Raw genomic sequence first — 15,677 nt, forward strand, 5'->3', positions numbered from 1 at the left:
CCGTCAGCAGGCGGCGGGTTTGAGCCAGGAGCACTCCAGCCCCAGCTCCAGGCTCAGCTCCAGGCCCGGTCCCGGGTCCGGTTCCCTCGCCGGGGCCGCGGCGTCGGGCGCGTCCGCCGCTCCGGCCCCGGCGTCCTCCTGGGTCCCGGACGAGGCCAGCGTCGTGGCGACCGCGTCCTCCAGGTCCTTGGGGGCCGCGCCGAGGAAGTCGTTCAGCAGCACGCCGAAGGCCAGCTCGTGGCCGTCGGCGGTGGTGACGTAGCCGGACAGGGCGGTGGCGCCGGTCAGCGAGCCCGTCTTGGCGCGGACGTTGCCCGCCGCCGGGGTGCCGCACATCCGGGAGCGCAGCGTGCCGCCGGTGACCCGGTCGGGGCCGCAGGCGACCGGCAGCGCCTCGTACCAGGTCGCGAACCACGGCTCGGCGCGGACGGCGACGAGCAGCGCGGTGATCTCGGCGGCCGGCACGGAGTTCAGCCGCGACAGCCCCGAGCCGTCCACCTGCCGGTACGTGCCGGTGTCCACGCCCGCGCTCTCCGCGTAGGACATGACGGCGGCGAGGCCGGCCTCCCACGTGCCCTCGCCGCGGGTCTCCCGGCCCATCGCCTTGACCAGGGCCTCGGCGTGCGTGTTGTTCGACAGCTTCATGAACGGCGTCAGCAGCTCCGACAGCGGCATCGACTCGTGCGCGGCCAGGACGTCGGCGCCGCCCGGGGTGGCCCGGCCCAGGACCGTGTCGCCGCCGACCCGCACGCCGTGGGCGGCGAGGGCGTCGGCGAAGACGGCGGTGGCGTAGCCGGTCGGCTCCCACACGGCCGTCCACGAGGTGACGGGGGCGCCGCCGCGCGGGATCGCGCCGGTGATCACAAGGGTGTTGGTGCCGTGCTCGCGGGTGACGGCCGCCGTGGCGGGCTCGCCCTCGGCGACGGTGGTGGCGCGGTTCTCCACGGTCATGTAGTCGGTGGCCGGGGTGAGCGTCACCGCCGCCGGGTCGCCCTCGGCCGCGCCGGGCGCGACCGCGACGCGGACGCTGCCGGCGTCGTAGTCCGTGTCGGGCGCGAGGGTCAGGGCCGAGGTCTGTGCCGCGTAGTAGTCCGACTCCGAGTCCCAGGACCAGGAACGGCCCAGGCGTACGTCGTCGAAGCGGGTGTCGTCGGCGATCAGGTCACCGGTGACGGTGTCCACGCCCAGCGCGGCCAGGTCCGCGGCCAGGGCGTCGTAGTCGGCGGCGAGCGTGGTGGGGTCGCCCGAGCCGCGCAGGTACAGATCGCCGTCGAGGGTGCCGCCGGTGACCGGGCCGTCCGACAACAGCTCGGTGCGGAAGCGGTAGTCGGGTCCGAGTGTGGCCATGGCGGCGGCCGAGGTGAGCAGTTTGGTGGTGGAGGCGGGCATCAGCCGGTCGTCCGCGCCGTGCTCGTACAGGGTCTCGCCGCTGTCCGCGTCACGGACGACGACGCTCGCCCGGCCGCCGTCGAGGCGCGGGTCGGCGAGCAGCCGGTCGAGTTCGGCGGCGAACCCGGCCGCCGCGCCCGTCTCGTCGGCTCCGGCCGGGGGACTCCAGCCGAGGGTGAGGGCGAGGCAGAGCGTGCCGGCGAGGGCGCCGGCGCCGCGGAGGGAGGGACGTGTCATGGCACGAGAGCATGGCGGACGCCCGGCGCCCAGCGGTGACGACTGTCCGGCGGGGGTGTGTCAGAAAGTGATAAGTCCGTTGTTGTCCGTGTGCTTTTCGGGACGTCGTGCGCTTGATACAAGATCGTGAGTGGTAGTTCCGGTGAAAGGACCGGTCAATCCGCTCTGAACTGGGCAGAATCATGGGATCCACCCAGTCCAGGGTCGCACCGGGGAGGACGGTTTACATGTCCACTACGCACGTCAAGAGTCCGCCGAGCACTCCCTCCCTTCTCTATCCGGACCTGCGCGTCGAGAGGGGAGTCGTCACCGGGGCCTCCATGCCCCCGCTCGCTCCCACGGTCGAGGAGGGCAGCCTCGCCGACATCCCGTTCGTCAACGCGCAGGAGGCGCCCCACGACGTCGCGCTCAGCCGCAAGTACCGCGACGGCACCTGGCGCGACGTGACCTGCGCCGAGTTCGCGGCGGAGGTGATGGACGTCGCCAAGGGCCTCATCGCCCACGGGCTGCGCCCCGGCGACCGGATCGCCATCATGTCCCGCACCCGGTACGAGTGGACCCTCCTGGACTTCGCCGCCTGGGCCGCCGGCCTGATCTCGGTGCCGATATACCCGACCTCCTCGCCCCACCAGGTGAGCTACATCCTGCGGGACGCGGGCGTGCGGGCCTGCGCGGTCGAGGGCGTCGAGGAGGCGCGGATGCTCACCGCGCTCCGCTCCGAGCTGCCCGACCTGGAGCACCTGTGGCAGATCACCGCCATCTCCGGCACGGAGACCAGCGCGATCGGCCAGATATCCGCCGTGGGCCACGACATACCGGACTCCGCCGTCGAGGAGCGCCGCGCCCTGCTCGCACCCTGGCTGGCCGCCACCATCATCTACACCTCGGGCACCACCGGCGTGCCCAAGGGCTGCGTGATCACCCACGGCAACATGTTCGCCGAGGTGGACAACGGCATCGAGCTGCTCTACCCGATGTACGAGTTCGCCGTGGACGAGCCCGCGTCCACCTTGCTGTTCCTGCCCCTGGCCCACGTGCTCGGCCGCACCCTCGCCATCGGCTGTATCCGGGCCAGGGTCCGCCTCGGCCACGCCCCCAGCGTGCAGACCGACGAGCTCCTGGCCGACTTCGCCGGCTTCCAGCCGACGTTCCTCTTCGCCATCCCCTACCTGCTGGAGAAGGTGTACAACACCGGCCGGGCCACCGCCGAGAGCATGGGCCGGGCCGCCTCGTTCGACCGCGCCGCGCGCGTCGCCCGCCGCTTCGGCGTCGCCGCCGAGGCCGCCCAGCACAGCACCGTCAACGGGCCCGCCCTCAGCCCGATGGCCATGCGCCTGGCCCGCCGCAACGGGATGACCGCCGAGACCCCGCTCAGCGCCGTCAAGGGCCCCGGCATCGGCCTGCGCCTGGCCCGCGCCCTGTACGACGTCCTGGTCTACCGCCGGATCAGGGCCGCGCTCGGCGGCAAGCTCCGGCACGTCGTCTGCGGCGGCTCGCCGCTGGGCCGGCAGCTCGGCACGTTCTTCGAGGGCGCCGGCGTCCACGTCTACGAGGGCTACGGCCTGACCGAGACCTCCGCGGCGGGCCCCGTCACCCCGCCGCACGCCCCCCGCATCGGCACCGTCGGCTGGCCCATGCCCGGCACGGACGTGCGGATCGCCGCCGACGGCGAGGTGATGGTGCGCGGTCCGCAGGTCTTCAGCGGGTACTGGGACGCCCAGCGCCGTGAGGTGGTGCCCGCCACCGACGCCGACGGCTGGCTCGCCACCGGTGACATCGGCTCCATGGACCAGGACGGCTACCTGACGATCACCGGCCGCAAGAAGGACCTGATCGTCACCTCCAACGGCAAGAACGTCGCGCCCGCGCCGCTGGAGGACGCCCTGCGCGCCCACCCGCTGGTCAGCCAGTGCATGGTGGTCGGCGACGACCGCCCCTACCTGACCGCCCTGATCACGCTGGACCCCGACGGGCTCGCCCACTGGCAGCAGATCACCGGCCGCAAGCGGGTCCCGATGAGCAAGCTCATCACCGACCCCGAGCTGCTGCGGCACCTCCAGCGGGCCATAGACGACGCCAACAGCTTCGTCTCCACGCCCGAGTCGATCCGCCGCTTCAAGGTGCTGCCCCGGGACTTCACCATGGACTCCGGCCACCTCACCCCGTCGATGAAGCTGCGCCGGGCCGCCGTGCTGCGGGACTACGCGACCGAGGTCAACCAGCTCTACCGCAAGGCCATCGTGGAGCGCTGAGACGGCGAAAAAGCACAGAAAGGCAGGAGCCCCCGCCGGGGCGGGGGCTCCTCAGTGGTACAACGCCGAGACCGGCGGCCCGAAGGCCTGGCCTCAGACGACGGTGACGTTCTCGGCCTGCGGGCCCTTCGGGCCCTGGGTGACGTCGAACGTCACGGTCTGGCTCTCCTCAAGAGAGCGGAAACCGTTGGCATTGATCGCGGAATAGTGGACGAAGACGTCAGGGCCGCCGCCATCCTGGGCGATGAAGCCAAAGCCCTTCTCGGCGTTGAACCACTTGACGGTTCCGGTAGCCATGTATAAGCCCTCCCTGGGCCTAAAAGGGTCGCCCTGCTCCAGAACCTTCATTGAAGCCTGAAAATGACGAAAGCCCGCGGTTACATGCTCCGCAGGCTCGTACTGCAAGGGAAACCAAACTGCAACTCTCCTCGAGCCTAGCATGCGACGCGCACCGGCCGGAAGAGCAGAGATCATCCAGAGGATGGTTCCGTCCCTGACCGTTGGCGCGCACGACCACAGGCGTACCCTCCCAAGGGTGACTACACACCACCGGATCCGTCCCCGTGTCGGCCACATCCAGTTTCTCAACTGCCTCCCGCTCTACTGGGGCCTCGCCAGGACGGGCAGCCTGCTGGATCTTGAGCTGACCAAGGACAGCCCGGAAAAGCTGGGCGAACTCCTGGTGAACGGCGGGCTCGATTTGGGTCCGGTGCCCCTGGTGGAATTCCTCCGTCATACCGATGACCTCGTCGCCCTCCCCGACATCGCGGTCGGCTGCGACGGCCCCGTCATGTCGTGCGTGATCGTGTCGCAGACGCCGCTGGAGCGCCTGGACGGCGCGCGCGTCGCGCTCGGGTCCACCTCCCGCACCTCCGTGCGGCTGGCCCGCCTGCTGCTGGACGAGCGGTACGGCGTCCGGCCCTCGTACTTCACCTGTCCGCCCGACCTCGGCCTGATGATGCACGAGGCGGAGGCGGCCGTCCTGATCGGTGACGCCGCGCTGCGCGCCTCCCTGCACGACGCCCCGCGCCTGGGCCTGCACGTCCACGACCTGGGACAGATGTGGCACGAGTGGACGGGGCTGCCGTTCGTCTTCGCGGTCTGGGCCGTCCGCCGCGACTACCTGCGCCGCGAGCCCGCGATGGTGCGCGAGGTGCACCGCGCGTTCCTCGCCTCCCGGGACCTGTCGCTGGCCGAGGTGCACAAGGTCGCCGAACAGGCCGCCCGCTGGGAGGTGTTCGACGCCGAGGTGCTGGAGCGGTACTTCACCACCCTCGACTTCAGCCTCGGCCCCCGCCAGCTCGACGGCATCACCGAGTTCGCCCGCCGCACGGGCCTGCCGGAGACGGGCTCCGCCCGGGTGGAGCTGCTCGACCCCCGGGAGGCGTGACGATGGAGCCGCTCCAGCCCGGCGATCCGCGCGCCATCGGCGCCTACCGGATTCTGGGCCGGCTCGGCCAGGGCGGCATGGGCCGGGTCTACCTGGGCCGCAGCGCCGGTGGCCGGACCGTCGCGGTGAAGGCCGTGCATCCGCACTTCGCGACCGATGAGCGGTTCCGCGCCCGCTTCGCCCGGGAGGTCGCCGCCGCCCGGCTCGTCGGCGGCGCCTGGACCGCGCCCGTCCTCGACGCCGACCCGGCCGCCGAGATCCCCTGGGTCGCCACCGGCTACGTCGCCGGCCCGGACCTGCACCGGGCCGTGGACACCCATGGCCCCCTGCCGCCGCGCACGGTCCTGGCGCTCGCCGCCGGCCTGACCGAGGCGCTGGCCGCCGTTCACGAGCGCGGCCTGGTGCACCGGGACGTCAAGCCCTCCAACGTGCTCCTCGCCGTGGACGGTCCCCGGCTGATCGACTTCGGCATCGCCCGCGCCACCGACGCCACCGCCCAGCTCACGGCGACCGGCGCGACGGTCGGCTCGCCCGGCTACATGGCGCCCGAGCAGGTCATGGGCCGCCCGATCGGCCCGGCGGCGGACGTGTTCTCGCTCGGCGCGGTGCTGGCGTTCGCGGCGGGCGGCCGGGCGCCGTTCGGCGGGGAGAGCGCGGCGCACCTGCTGTACCAGGTCGTGCACGAGGAGCCCGATCTCGGCGCGGTGCCCGGGGAACTGCGCGCCATGATCGCCGCCTGCCTGGCCAAGGACCCGGCCGCCCGGCCCGCGCCCGGGGACGTGCTGCGCTCATGGTCGGGCGAGGGCGGGGCGGCCGGACTGGTCGGGCCCGGCTGGCTGCCGCAGCCGGTGGTCGAGGACGTCAGCCGCCGCGCGGTCGAGCTGCTGAACCTGGACGAGGCCCCCGCCTGGCCCGCCGTCCCGGCGCCGTCCGGGGTGTTCGGGCCGCCGACGGTGAACCCGGCCGTGCCCACCGCCTCCGCCGTCCGGCCCCTGACCACCGCCGACGTGCCCCCGCCCCGGCGGCGCACCTGGATGGTGGTGGCGGCCGTCGCGGTCGGGGCCGTGCTGCTGCTCGCCGGGACGCTCGGGCCCGGCCTGCTCGACGGTTCGGACGGCTCCGGGGACTCCGGCGGCACCGGGGACGCGGGGGGCATCGGGGACCCGGACGGCGGCGCGCGGCCCGCCGACGACGCGGGCGACGCGCTGCCGTCCGCGTACGCGGGGGAGTGGGAGGGCGAGCTGACGGTGCTCGGCCTGCCCGGCGGCCCGCTGAGCCTGGTCCTGGAGAACGGCCGGGTCGGCGACCGGATCGGCACCGTGACCTCCTCCGACGCGCTCGGCCTGTCCACCTGCGTGGACCGGCTGACGCTCGCCGAGGTCGGCGAGGAGGAGATCACCTTCGACGCCCGCGTCGACCAGGCGGCGTCCTCGGCGGCCAACTTCTGCGTCGCGGGCGACTTCCAGGTCACCCTGAGCCTGGACGACTCCGGCACGATGCACTACCTGAGCGTCCAGCCCGGCGGCAATCTGGAGGGCGAGCTGTCCCGCCGCTGACCCCCCACCGGCCCGAGGGCCGCTGGGGCGCTGGCGTACGCTGGGACGGTCGTTGCGATTCGCGTCGAAGGGATGCCCGATGGGCGAGAGCGCTGACCTGCGGACCGTGCTCGACCGTGCCGCCGGGGGCGGCCGGATCAGCCCCGAGGAGGCGCTCGCGCTGTACCGGTCCGCGCCGCTGCACGCGCTGGGGCAGGCCGCGGACACCGTGCGCCGCCGCCGGTACGCGGGGACCGAGCACATCGCGACCTACATCATCGAGCGCAACATCAACTACACCAACGCCTGCGTGACGGCCTGCAAGTTCTGCGCCTTCTACGCCGCGCCCAAGAGCGAGCAGGTGTGGACGCGGGACCTGGACGACATCCTGCGGCGCTGCGAGGAGACCGTGGCGCTGGGCGGCACCCAGATCATGTTCCAGGGCGGCCACCACCCGGACTTCGGCGTGGAGTACTACGAGCGGCACTTCGCCGCGATCAAGGAGCGGTTCCCCGAGCTGGTGATCCACTCGCTCGGCGCGTCCGAGGTCGAGCACATGGCCCGCATCTCCGGCGTCTCCGCCGAGGAGGCGATCCGCCGCATCCACGCCGCCGGGCTGGACTCGTTCGCCGGGGCCGGCGCCGAGCTGCTGCCCGCCCGGCCGCGGCGGGCCATCGCGCCGCTGAAGGAGTCCGGCGAGCGCTGGCTGGAGATCATGGAGACCGCGCACCGGCTGGGCGTGGAGTCCACCTCCACGATGCTGATGGGCACCGGCGAGACCAACGCGGAGCGGATCGAGCACCTGCGGATGATCCGCGACACGCAGGACCGCACCGGCGGCTTCCGGGCGTTCATCCCCTACACCTACCAGCCGCACAACAACCACCTGAAGGGCCGGACGCAGGCGACGCTCTTCGAGTATCTGCGGATGATCGCGATCGCCCGCCTCTTCCTCGACAACGTCGCCCACATCCAGGGCTCCTGGCTGACCACGGGCAAGGAGGTCGGCCAGCTCTCGCTGCACTACGGCGCCGACGACCTGGGCTCGGTGATGCTGGAGGAGAACGTGGTCTCCTCGGCGGGCGCCAGGCACCGGTCGAACCGGATGGAGCTGCTGCACCTGATCCGGGCGGCCGGCCGGGTCCCGGCGCAGCGCGCCACCACGTACGAGCACCTGGTGGTCCACGACGACCCGGCGAACGACCCGGTGGACGACCGGGTGGTGTCGCACCTGTCCTCGACCGCGATCGAGGGCGGCACGGCCCACCCGGAGCTGAAGGTCGTCGGCGCGAGCTGAACGTCAGGCGTCCGGGCCGGTCTCGCGCACGGTGATCGTCCCGCACGGGCAGAGCCGCACCGCCTCGCGGACGGCGGGGCGCAGCCCGGCGGGCGGGCGCGGGTCGAGCAGCACGACCGTGCCCTCGTCCTCGCTCTGGTCGAAGACCTCGGGGACCGTCAGCGCGCACATGCCCGCCCCGCAGCACCGGGACGTGTCGACCTCGACCCTCACCGCGGTCACCAGGTGACCGGCAGCTCGTAGACCCCGTACACCTGCATGTCGTGCCGGAGCCTGACCTCCCCGGGCGGCACGGCCAGGCGCAGTGCCGGGAAGCGCCGCAGCAGCGCGGTCAGCCCGACGCGCAGCTCGATCCGGGCGAGCTGCTGCCCCAGGCACTGGTGGGCGCCGTGGCCGAACCCGAGGTGGGAGGTGGCCGAGCGGGTGACGTCCAGCAGTTCGGGGTTCTCGAAGCGCTCGGGGTCCCGGTTGGCCGCCGTCAGCGACACCATCACCACCTCGCCCTTCCTGATCACCTGCCCGTCGATCTCGACGTCCTCCAGGGCGGCGCGGGTCGGGCCGTGGTGGACGATGCTGAGGTAGCGCAGCAGCTCCTCGACCGCGTTCTCCGTCAGGGACGGGTCGGCGCGCAGCGCGGCGAGCTGGTCGGGGTTGGTCAGCAGGGCGAGGACGCCCAGGGCGAGCTGGTTGGCGGTGGTCTCGTGGCCGGCGACCAGCAGCAGGTAGGCGATCGAGGTCAGTTCCTCGTCGGTCAGCTCGGGGTCGGCCGCCATCAGGCCGCTGAGGATGTCGTCCTCGGGCGCGGACCGTTTGCGGCCCACCAGGGCGTGGAGGTACGTGGTCAGGTCGCCGAACGCCTGGGCCAGCTCGTCCAGGTCGGCGTTGAAGCTGCTCCACACCGCCGTGTCGTGCTGGAAGCGCTCGCGGTCGGCGTAGGGCACGCCGAGCATCTCGCTGATCACCAGGGACGGCAGCGGCAGCGCGAAGTGCTCGAAGAGGTCGGCGGGTGGGCCGAGCCGTTCCATCTCGTCGAGGTGGGACTCGGTCACCTTCTCGATCCAGTCGGTGAGCAGCCGCATCCGCCGGACCGTGAACTGTCCCACCAGCAGGCGGCGGTAGCGCTGGTGCTCCGGGTTGTCGTGCTGGATGAAGATGCCGGGCGGCGCGCTGGGCGGCTGCTCCGGCTCGCCGGCGCGCGGCACGGGCGGGTGCTTCAGCTCGCCCCGGGCGCTGAACCGGGGGTCGGCCAGCACGGCCCGCGAGACGGCGTAGCCGGTGGCGAGCCAGCCGAGGTGGCCGTCCGCGAACGTCATCCGGGCGAGCGGCGCGTGGGCGCGCAACTCCCTGATGTGCGGCGGCGGATGGAAGATCCCGTCCCGCACGGTGGTGTAGGTGGTCGGTGCGGCCTGCTCCATGGCGTCTGCCCTCCACATCGCTGGCCAGTATCAGAGCGCGGACGGGACGGCGCAGGGAAGGCGGTTCGGATGATCCTCGGACAATCTGCCGAGCGGGGGTTTCGGGTGGGACGGCCGCAGGCGGCGCGCGCTTCCGCCGTCCGGTTCTCCGGCCCGCCCCCGGCGTCCGGCCGGGCGGCGCGGTCCGGCGCCGCCCCGGGACCTGTCCGGTTCCGGTCGCCCACCTGCCACGGGAGGGTGAATCCCGCTGCGGCGCGTTGACGCGCCGGGCGGGGTGCCCCCGGCCCCGGGGCGGAGGGTCACAGCGTCCAGCAGAGCGAGTCCTTGTCCGGCGCCGGCCGCGCGGTCCATGCCGACCGGTCGGCGTACTCGTCCCAGTACCGCACGGCGCCGTAGTAGAGGCCGTACGCCCAGTACTCGGGCAGCTCATGGCACATGATGTCCGGGTAGGCGCCGAACTCCTGATCCTTGAACGCCTCGTTGACCCGCGCCACGGCCTCCGCGTAGGTCATCCCGAACTCCGCGACCATGAAACGGGCGATGTCCCCGAAGTACCGCTGCATGCCCGGGTCCTCGGTTGCCATCAGGAAGTCCTTCGCCCGGTACCGCGCGAGGTACGGGTTGGCCGCCCGGTTGATCTCCTCGTCCGGCACGACGGGACGGAGTTCCACGTCGAACAAGCGCAGCAGCTCCGGCGACTCCAGGAAGGTGACGCCCAGCCCCTGCCGGAGGATCACCAGCAGGTTGAACGGGGTGAGCTGGAAACCGTCCAGCTCCCGCAACGCCGCGATCAGATCCGCGAAGTCACTGCCGTCCCGGGCGAGTCTTCGAGCCTCCTCGATGGCGCGCTTCACGTAGGCGGGTCCTCCCATGCTTCACGCGGGCGGGGTCGGGACGGAAGGCGTCAAGGTAGCCAAGGAGGAACGGCCCGATCAAGACCGCCCCAGCGCCACCCAGGCCCTGACCTCGCCCTCTTCCACCGCCGTCTCGGCCCCGAGCGCGTCCAGGATGCGCCGCATCGCCGCGTTGTCCGTCGTGGTCGACGCGTACAGGCACGCCGCGCCCGACGCGCGGGCGAGCGCCGTCAGGTCCCGCAGCACCGCCCCGCCGACGCCCGTGCCGCGCACGGATCGCCCCAGCCACAGCCCCGCCTCGACCGTGCCGGGCGGCGTACGGGCGTCCGCCGGCAGCGGGCACAGCCGCGCCGCGCCCGCCACCCGGCCGCCGACGACGACCGCGTACACCGTCTCCACCGGCTCGGCGGCCAGCGCCCTCGACCGGTGGAACGCCACAAAGGCGTCCCGCCGCGCCGCCGACCAGCCCGGCGGCCCGTCCACCGGCGGCATCACCTCCAGCGGGTCCGCGTCCGCCACGGCCGCCGCCAGCAGCGCCGGCAGCCCCGCCTCGTCCAGCGGCCGAAGCCGTATCCCGTTCCCGCCCGTCCCACCGCCGCCGCCGTCCATACCCCGCATCCTGCCGCACGCCCCGCCCGCGCCGCGAAGTCGCTCGGCGGCCCGGGTCGCGGTCCAATGGTGCTATGGGTGAACTCATCGAGACCTGGACCAAGCGGCTCGTCGAACGGGCGGCGGACGGCATCGACGAAGCCGCCGCGCGCGAACTGGTCACGGAGATCTGGGAAGCGGCCACGCTGGAGGAGGTCGACGCCTACGAGAACGTGGTCGCCGAGCGCGAGGCGGAACGCGAGGAGTGACCTTTCGGTAGGGTCCGGAGCTTGTGAGGACCGTGAGGACCATTCTCTGGCTGCACGAGCCCGGCGGGCCGGATCTGCGGCCTCATGCCGACCTCGGGCTGCCCGGGGCCGTGGACCGCGAGGTCAGGGCGCGCGCCGCGCGGCGGGTCGGCCGGGGCGAGTGGCGCGTCGTCGGCCGGCCCGAGCGGGAGCTGACCGAGGGCGGCGGCACGCTGGAGGACTACCTCCGGGCGCGCGAGCGCGGCGTGCGGTCGTTCGTGCTGTGGGCGGACGCCGGGCGGCGCGAGGTGCTGGCCCGGGTGGTGACCACGGACGCGGCCCGGCACCGCCAGGCCCGTTACGAGGTGCTGAGCGGGACCGGCGAACGGTTGGCCGTCGTCACCCGCAGGCCCGCCCGGTGGGGACGGCGGGTGCGCTGGTCCGTGTGGCAGACCGGCCGCCCGGCGCCCGCCGTGGGCCGCAAGGGGCGGCTGGGGTGGTGGGTGGTGGGGTGGATCCTGCTGCCGTTCAGCTCGGCGCTGGTCTTCCTCACCTTCCTCCAGTTCGAGGGGGTGATGTCCCCGCGCCGGACGCGGCTGCGCGTCGACGGCGAGGTGGTGCTGGACTACCTCACCTCACCGGGCAGCGAGCAGCGCTTCGACGCCCTGGAGGTGTGCGCGGACTGGTGGGACCCGAGGGTGGCCGCGGCGGTGCTGCTGCTGTTCCGCAGCCACGTCAACCGGCTGCACGGCGTCGGCTGGGACGACGCCGTCACCCGCTGACGGGCGGCAGCAGCGCCACCGGCAGGCCGCCGAGCAGCCGCGTCAGCACCTCGCCCGGCAGCTCCCGGGCCGAGGCGCCGTCGGTCACCGGGCCGGTCACCATCGCGGTGCTGAGGCCGGGGAAGTCGGCCACCTGGGTGCCCGCCGAGTTCGACAGCGGGTCGGTCGTGGTGTTCGCCAGGGGGTCGAGCTGGAGATCGAGCGCCGGGTCCACGGCGGACTGCAACGAGCCGGTCGTCGTCGCCACCACGCCGTTCACCGTGCCGGCCACCACCGGCAGGGTGCCGCCGAGGTCGTCCGGCAGGATCTCCGCCGACGCGCCGCCCGCCGAGGCGAGCAGGGCCCCCGTGGTCAGGCCGGCGAGGCACAGGGCGCGGGAGGACTGGGATCGGTGAGTCATGGCAGGCACCGTAGTGGCCACCCCGCGCGCCGATCACCTCCGTGTCGGGCAAGTCCCACGAACGGAGTACCGCGTCACCGGCGCGGGGGCATCGGCGAGAATGGCCCCGTGACGCGTGCCTCCCTGGACAAGAAGCCCCGTGAAGTAGCCGCGATGTTCGACGCCGTCGCGGCCCGCTACGACCTCACCAACGACGTGCTGGCCCTCGGCCAGAACCGGCGATGGCGCAAGCAGGTGGCCCGCGCGGTCGGCGCCCGGCCGGGGGAGCGGGTGCTCGACCTCGCGGCGGGCACCGGCCCCTCCGCCGAGCCCTTCGCCGCGGCCGGGGCGTTCACCGTGCCGTGCGACTTCAGCCTCGGCATGCTCCGCGAGGGCAAGCGGCGGACCCCGTGGATGCCGTTCACGGCCGGGGACGCCACGCGGCTGCCGTTCGCCGACGGGGTGTTCGACGCCGTCACCATCTCCTTCGGCCTGCGCAACGTCCAGGACACCGACGGCGCGCTCCGCGAGATGCTGCGGGTGACGGCGCCCGGCGGGCGGCTGGTGGTCTGCGAGTTCAGCCACCCGGTCTGGGCGCCGTTCCGCACCGCCTACACCGAGTACCTGATGCGGGCTCTGCCGTCGGTCGCCACCCGGGTCTCCAGCAACCCGGACGCGTACGTCTACCTCGCCGAGTCGATCCGCGCCTGGCCGGACCAGCCCGCGCTGGCCGGCAGGATCGCCGCCGCCGGCTGGCACCGGCCCGCCTGGCGGAACCTGTCGGGCGGCATCGTGGCCCTCCACCGGGCCGTCAAACGGGCCCGGCCCATAGACTCCACAGACTCCTGACCGATCCTTGTCCCGAGCGGACCCTACCGACCCTACCGATGGGAGAGCCCTCCGTGGCCGAGACCGCCGTCGACCAGACTGCCGCCGATGAGACCGCCGCCGACGTCATCGTCGTCGGGGCCGGGCCCGCCGGCTCGGCGACCGCGTACCACCTCGCCCGCACCGGGCTCGACGTGCTCCTGCTGGAGAAGACGGCCTTCCCCCGGGAGAAGGTCTGCGGGGACGGCCTGACGCCGCGCGCGGTCAAGGAACTCGTCGCCATGGGGATCGACATCTCCGAGGAGGCCGGCTGGCTGCGCAACCGCGGCCTGCGGGTCATCAGCGGCGGCCGGCAGATGCTGCTCGACTGGCCCGACCTGGCCTCGTACCCGGACTTCGGACTGGTCCGCCGCCGCGACGACTTCGACGAGCAGCTCGCCCGCGCGGCGCAGAAGGCGGGCGCCCGGCTCTTCGAACGCTGCAACGTGTCCGGGCCGGTCCGCGACGAACGGACCGGACGGATCACCGGCGTCGAGGCGCTCCTCGGCGAGGACAAGCAGCGGGTCACGTTCCGCGCGCCGCTCGTCGTGGCCGCCGACGGGAACTCGTCGCGGCTCTCCCTGGCGATGGGCCTGCACCGCGACGCGCGCCGCCCCATGGCCGTGGCCGTGCGGACGTACTTCACCAGCGCCCGCTCCGACGACGACTACCTGGAGAGCTGGTTCGAGCTGCACGACCGGCGCGACGGCCAGGACCGGCTGCTGCCGGGCTACGGCTGGGTCTTCGGGATGGGCGACGGCACGGCCAACGTCGGGCTCGGCTCCATCAAGTCGGCCTCCTCCGGCAAGGACCCCGACTGGCGCGAGGTGCTGCGCGCCTGGACGGCCGGCATGCCCGCCGAGTACGGCTTCACGCCCGAGACCATGACCGCGCCGATACGCGGCGCCGCGCTGCCGATGGCGTTCAACCGCCGGCCGCACTACGCGAGCGGCCTGCTGCTGGTGGGCGACGCGGGCGGGCTGGTGAACCCGTTCAACGGCGAGGGCATCGCGTACGCCATGGAGTCGGGCCGGATCGCGGCCGAGGTGATCAGCGGCGCGCTGATCCGGCGGACGCCCGGACAGCGCGAGCAGGCCCTGCAACGGTACCCGGGGGTCCTGAAGGAGACTTACGGCGGCTACTACACGCTGGGCCGGGCGTTCGCGCACCTGATCAGCCAGCCGAAGATCATGCGGCTGGCGACCCAGCGGGGGCTGAACCACCCGGGCGCCATGCGGTTCCTGCTGAAGCTGCTGGCGAACCTGACGGACCCGCGCGGCGGGGACGCCGTGGACCGGGTGATCAACGGACTGACGAAGGTCACGCCCCGCTCCTGAACGAGCGGGGCGTGACCGGGGGGGTCAGGGGTTCGGGCTGCTCACAGGACGCGGACGGCCCCGGAGGGGCTGTCCCAGCCCATGTCGCGCTCGACGACACCCGTCGAGGAGTTCTGCGCGCCGATGAACATGCCGTTCCCGGTGTAGATCGCGACGTGGTACGCGCTGCCCGCGCCGCCCCAGTAGAGGATGTCGCCGGGCAGGAGGGCGTCCAGGGAGACCTGGGTGCCCGCGACGGACTGCGAGGCGGCGACGCGCGGCAGCGGGACGCCCACGGAGGCGTAGGCGGCCTGCACCAGGCTCGAACAGTCCCAGACGTTGTCGCCCGTTGCGCCCATCGAGTAGGCGTCGCCCAACTGGGCCCGGACGAAGTTCACGACGGCGGCTCCGGCGCCGCCGGTCAGGGGGGAGGCGGCCGGGGTCGCGGTCGTCGAGACCGCCGTCACCTCTTCCTGGGCCTGCGCGGCGGCTTCCCGCTCCTCGCGCTCCCTGGCCAGGCGCTCTGCCTCTTCCTGCTCCGCGCGGCGCTCGGCGGCGGCCTCACGGGCCTGCGTCGCCGCGCGGTCGCGGGCTTGCTGCCATTCGTCCTGGATCTGGGTCTCGCTGACGTACGCCTCGGTGGCCTCGGCGGCCCGGGCGGCGCTGTGCGCGAGGACGGTGTCCAGGGTGGGGAGTTCCCCGGTCGACTCGGCCGGCTTCTCGTCGGCGGAGGCGGGGGTGGTGGCGCCGGTGACGGCGACCGAACCGACGACGCCCGTGAGGACGCCGCCGCGTATCAGGCTGCCGGCACGCGACACGCGAGGTTTTCGATGCCGGCCTTGGTAACGGATTGGGGACATGGGGATAACGGCTATCAGCACCGGGCGGTTGATCTCAATTCACGTGTGATGCGCCACAGTGGCCGGGTACGCTCCGGCCCGCCGGGCGCTTTGCCCGGAATGCCGGTTCGGGCGGAAGCGGATGGCGGGCGTCCGCCTTCCGCCGTGTCCTGCGGGTTGTCCGGATTGTCGGCCGGTCGGTGGAGACCTAGCATGCCGGGCCGGTTCGTTCAACGTTGCCGTCTCGTTACCGGGCAATCGTGTGGCGCACGTCACATCCTCGCGGCCG

16 protein-coding genes are annotated in these 15,677 nt (G+C 73.2%); 8 read left to right on the forward strand and 8 right to left on the reverse strand.

Going from position 1 to position 15,677, the window contains the following annotated elements; translation table 11 throughout:
- Positions 1 to 3: 3 nt before the first annotated feature.
- The gene (gene dacB / locus BN2279_RS22610; protein ID WP_059012723.1) at positions 4 to 1,626 is read right to left on the reverse strand and encodes a D-alanyl-D-alanine carboxypeptidase/D-alanyl-D-alanine endopeptidase; all 1,623 of its coding nucleotides are present in this window, start codon (positions 1,624 to 1,626) and stop codon (positions 4 to 6) included.
- Positions 1,627 to 1,853: 227 nt separating this feature from the next.
- Here dacB and BN2279_RS22615 point away from each other — a divergent pair, with 227 nt between their 5' ends.
- Positions 1,854 to 3,878: an AMP-dependent synthetase/ligase gene (locus tag BN2279_RS22615; RefSeq protein ID WP_059012725.1), complete on the forward strand. Its 2,025-nt coding sequence runs from the start codon at positions 1,854 to 1,856 to the stop codon at positions 3,876 to 3,878.
- A 93-nt stretch (positions 3,879 to 3,971) separates the two neighbouring features.
- Here BN2279_RS22615 and BN2279_RS22620 read toward each other — a convergent pair whose 3' ends face one another.
- Positions 3,972 to 4,175, reverse strand: a complete 204-nt coding sequence (locus BN2279_RS22620) for a cold-shock protein (protein ID WP_059013601.1) — start codon at positions 4,173 to 4,175, stop codon at positions 3,972 to 3,974.
- Between the two features lie 238 nt (positions 4,176 to 4,413).
- On the opposite strand from BN2279_RS22620, the gene BN2279_RS22625 reads away from it, so the two are divergent.
- The 3 genes from BN2279_RS22625 (at position 4,414) to mqnC (ending at position 8,100) form a co-directional block, all read left to right on the forward strand.
- Positions 4,414 to 5,268: a menaquinone biosynthetic enzyme MqnA/MqnD family protein gene (locus tag BN2279_RS22625; protein ID WP_234348059.1), complete on the forward strand. Its 855-nt coding sequence runs from the start codon at positions 4,414 to 4,416 to the stop codon at positions 5,266 to 5,268.
- Between the two features lie 2 nt (positions 5,269 to 5,270).
- Positions 5,271 to 6,824 (forward strand): serine/threonine-protein kinase, encoded by a 1,554-nt coding sequence (locus tag BN2279_RS22630; protein WP_059012727.1) that lies wholly within the window; start codon positions 5,271 to 5,273, stop codon positions 6,822 to 6,824.
- 79 nt (positions 6,825 to 6,903) lie between these two features.
- Positions 6,904 to 8,100: a cyclic dehypoxanthinyl futalosine synthase gene (mqnC, locus tag BN2279_RS22635; RefSeq protein ID WP_059012729.1), complete on the forward strand. Its 1,197-nt coding sequence runs from the start codon at positions 6,904 to 6,906 to the stop codon at positions 8,098 to 8,100.
- 3 nt (positions 8,101 to 8,103) lie between these two features.
- Here mqnC and BN2279_RS22640 read toward each other — a convergent pair whose 3' ends face one another.
- The 4 genes from BN2279_RS22640 to BN2279_RS22655 form a co-directional block, all read right to left on the reverse strand.
- Entirely contained in the window at positions 8,104 to 8,322 is a 219-nt protein-coding gene (locus BN2279_RS22640; protein ID WP_407702296.1) for a ferredoxin, read from the reverse strand.
- On the reverse strand, positions 8,319 to 9,515 hold the full coding sequence (locus BN2279_RS22645; RefSeq protein WP_059012731.1) for a cytochrome P450: 1,197 nt from the start codon (positions 9,513 to 9,515) through the stop codon (positions 8,319 to 8,321). Before BN2279_RS22645 ends, BN2279_RS22640 begins: the two co-directional genes overlap by 4 nt.
- 299 nt (positions 9,516 to 9,814) lie before the next feature.
- A complete protein-coding gene (locus tag BN2279_RS28760) occupies positions 9,815 to 10,369 on the reverse strand; it encodes a hypothetical protein (RefSeq protein ID WP_104531100.1) in 555 nt (184 codons plus the stop codon).
- A gap of 78 nt (positions 10,370 to 10,447) precedes the next feature.
- Complete coding sequence (locus BN2279_RS22655) at positions 10,448 to 10,978, reverse strand: GNAT family N-acetyltransferase (RefSeq protein ID WP_234348060.1); 531 nt, start codon at positions 10,976 to 10,978, stop codon at positions 10,448 to 10,450.
- A gap of 74 nt (positions 10,979 to 11,052) precedes the next feature.
- Between BN2279_RS22655 and BN2279_RS29595 the strand changes: the two genes are divergently transcribed.
- Both BN2279_RS29595 and BN2279_RS22660 read left to right on the forward strand, forming a co-directional pair.
- Positions 11,053 to 11,226, forward strand: a complete 174-nt coding sequence (locus BN2279_RS29595; RefSeq protein ID WP_159037316.1) for a hypothetical protein — start codon at positions 11,053 to 11,055, stop codon at positions 11,224 to 11,226.
- Between the two features lie 32 nt (positions 11,227 to 11,258).
- Positions 11,259 to 11,987: a hypothetical protein gene (locus BN2279_RS22660; RefSeq protein ID WP_159037317.1), complete on the forward strand. Its 729-nt coding sequence runs from the start codon at positions 11,259 to 11,261 to the stop codon at positions 11,985 to 11,987.
- On the opposite strand, the gene BN2279_RS22665 is transcribed toward BN2279_RS22660, so the two are convergent.
- Positions 11,977 to 12,387 (reverse strand): hypothetical protein, encoded by a 411-nt coding sequence (locus BN2279_RS22665; RefSeq protein ID WP_059012736.1) that lies wholly within the window; start codon positions 12,385 to 12,387, stop codon positions 11,977 to 11,979. The two genes, BN2279_RS22660 and BN2279_RS22665, sit on opposite strands and share 11 nt — an antisense overlap.
- A gap of 108 nt (positions 12,388 to 12,495) precedes the next feature.
- Between BN2279_RS22665 and BN2279_RS22670 the strand changes: the two genes are divergently transcribed.
- A complete protein-coding gene (locus BN2279_RS22670; protein WP_059012738.1) occupies positions 12,496 to 13,215 on the forward strand; it encodes a demethylmenaquinone methyltransferase in 720 nt (239 codons plus the stop codon).
- 38 nt (positions 13,216 to 13,253) lie between these two features.
- Positions 13,254 to 14,570, forward strand: a complete 1,317-nt coding sequence (locus BN2279_RS22675) for a geranylgeranyl reductase family protein (protein WP_059012740.1) — start codon at positions 13,254 to 13,256, stop codon at positions 14,568 to 14,570.
- A 41-nt stretch (positions 14,571 to 14,611) separates the two neighbouring features.
- Here the strand turns inward: BN2279_RS22675 and BN2279_RS22680 are convergent, their stop codons facing one another.
- Positions 14,612 to 15,367 carry a C40 family peptidase gene (locus tag BN2279_RS22680; protein WP_234348061.1) on the reverse strand — a complete coding sequence of 252 codons (756 nt, stop codon included), beginning with the start codon at positions 15,365 to 15,367 and terminating at the stop codon, positions 14,612 to 14,614.
- Positions 15,368 to 15,677: the final 310 nt, after the last annotated feature.

It is taken from the genome of Streptomyces specialis (assembly GCF_001493375.1).
GTDB classification, from domain to species: domain Bacteria; phylum Actinomycetota; class Actinomycetes; order Streptomycetales; family Streptomycetaceae; genus Streptomyces; species Streptomyces specialis.

Coding starts and splice junctions, on each gene's coding strand:
- dacB (WP_059012723.1), bottom strand. CDS start 1,626: ATGACACGTCCCTCCCTCCGCGGCGCCGGCGCCCTCGCCGGCACGCTC.
- BN2279_RS22615 (WP_059012725.1), top strand. CDS start 1,854: ATGTCCACTACGCACGTCAAGAGTCCGCCGAGCACTCCCTCCCTTCTC.
- BN2279_RS22620 (WP_059013601.1), bottom strand. CDS start 4,175: ATGGCTACCGGAACCGTCAAGTGGTTCAACGCCGAGAAGGGCTTTGGC.
- BN2279_RS22630 (WP_059012727.1), top strand. CDS start 5,271: ATGGAGCCGCTCCAGCCCGGCGATCCGCGCGCCATCGGCGCCTACCGG.
- mqnC (WP_059012729.1), top strand. CDS start 6,904: ATGGGCGAGAGCGCTGACCTGCGGACCGTGCTCGACCGTGCCGCCGGG.
- BN2279_RS22645 (WP_059012731.1), bottom strand. CDS start 9,515: ATGGAGCAGGCCGCACCGACCACCTACACCACCGTGCGGGACGGGATC.
- BN2279_RS22655 (WP_234348060.1), bottom strand. CDS start 10,978: ATGGACGGCGGCGGCGGTGGGACGGGCGGGAACGGGATACGGCTTCGG.
- BN2279_RS29595 (WP_159037316.1), top strand. CDS start 11,053: ATGGGTGAACTCATCGAGACCTGGACCAAGCGGCTCGTCGAACGGGCG.
- BN2279_RS22665 (WP_059012736.1), bottom strand. CDS start 12,387: ATGACTCACCGATCCCAGTCCTCCCGCGCCCTGTGCCTCGCCGGCCTG.
- BN2279_RS22675 (WP_059012740.1), top strand. CDS start 13,254: ATGGGAGAGCCCTCCGTGGCCGAGACCGCCGTCGACCAGACTGCCGCC.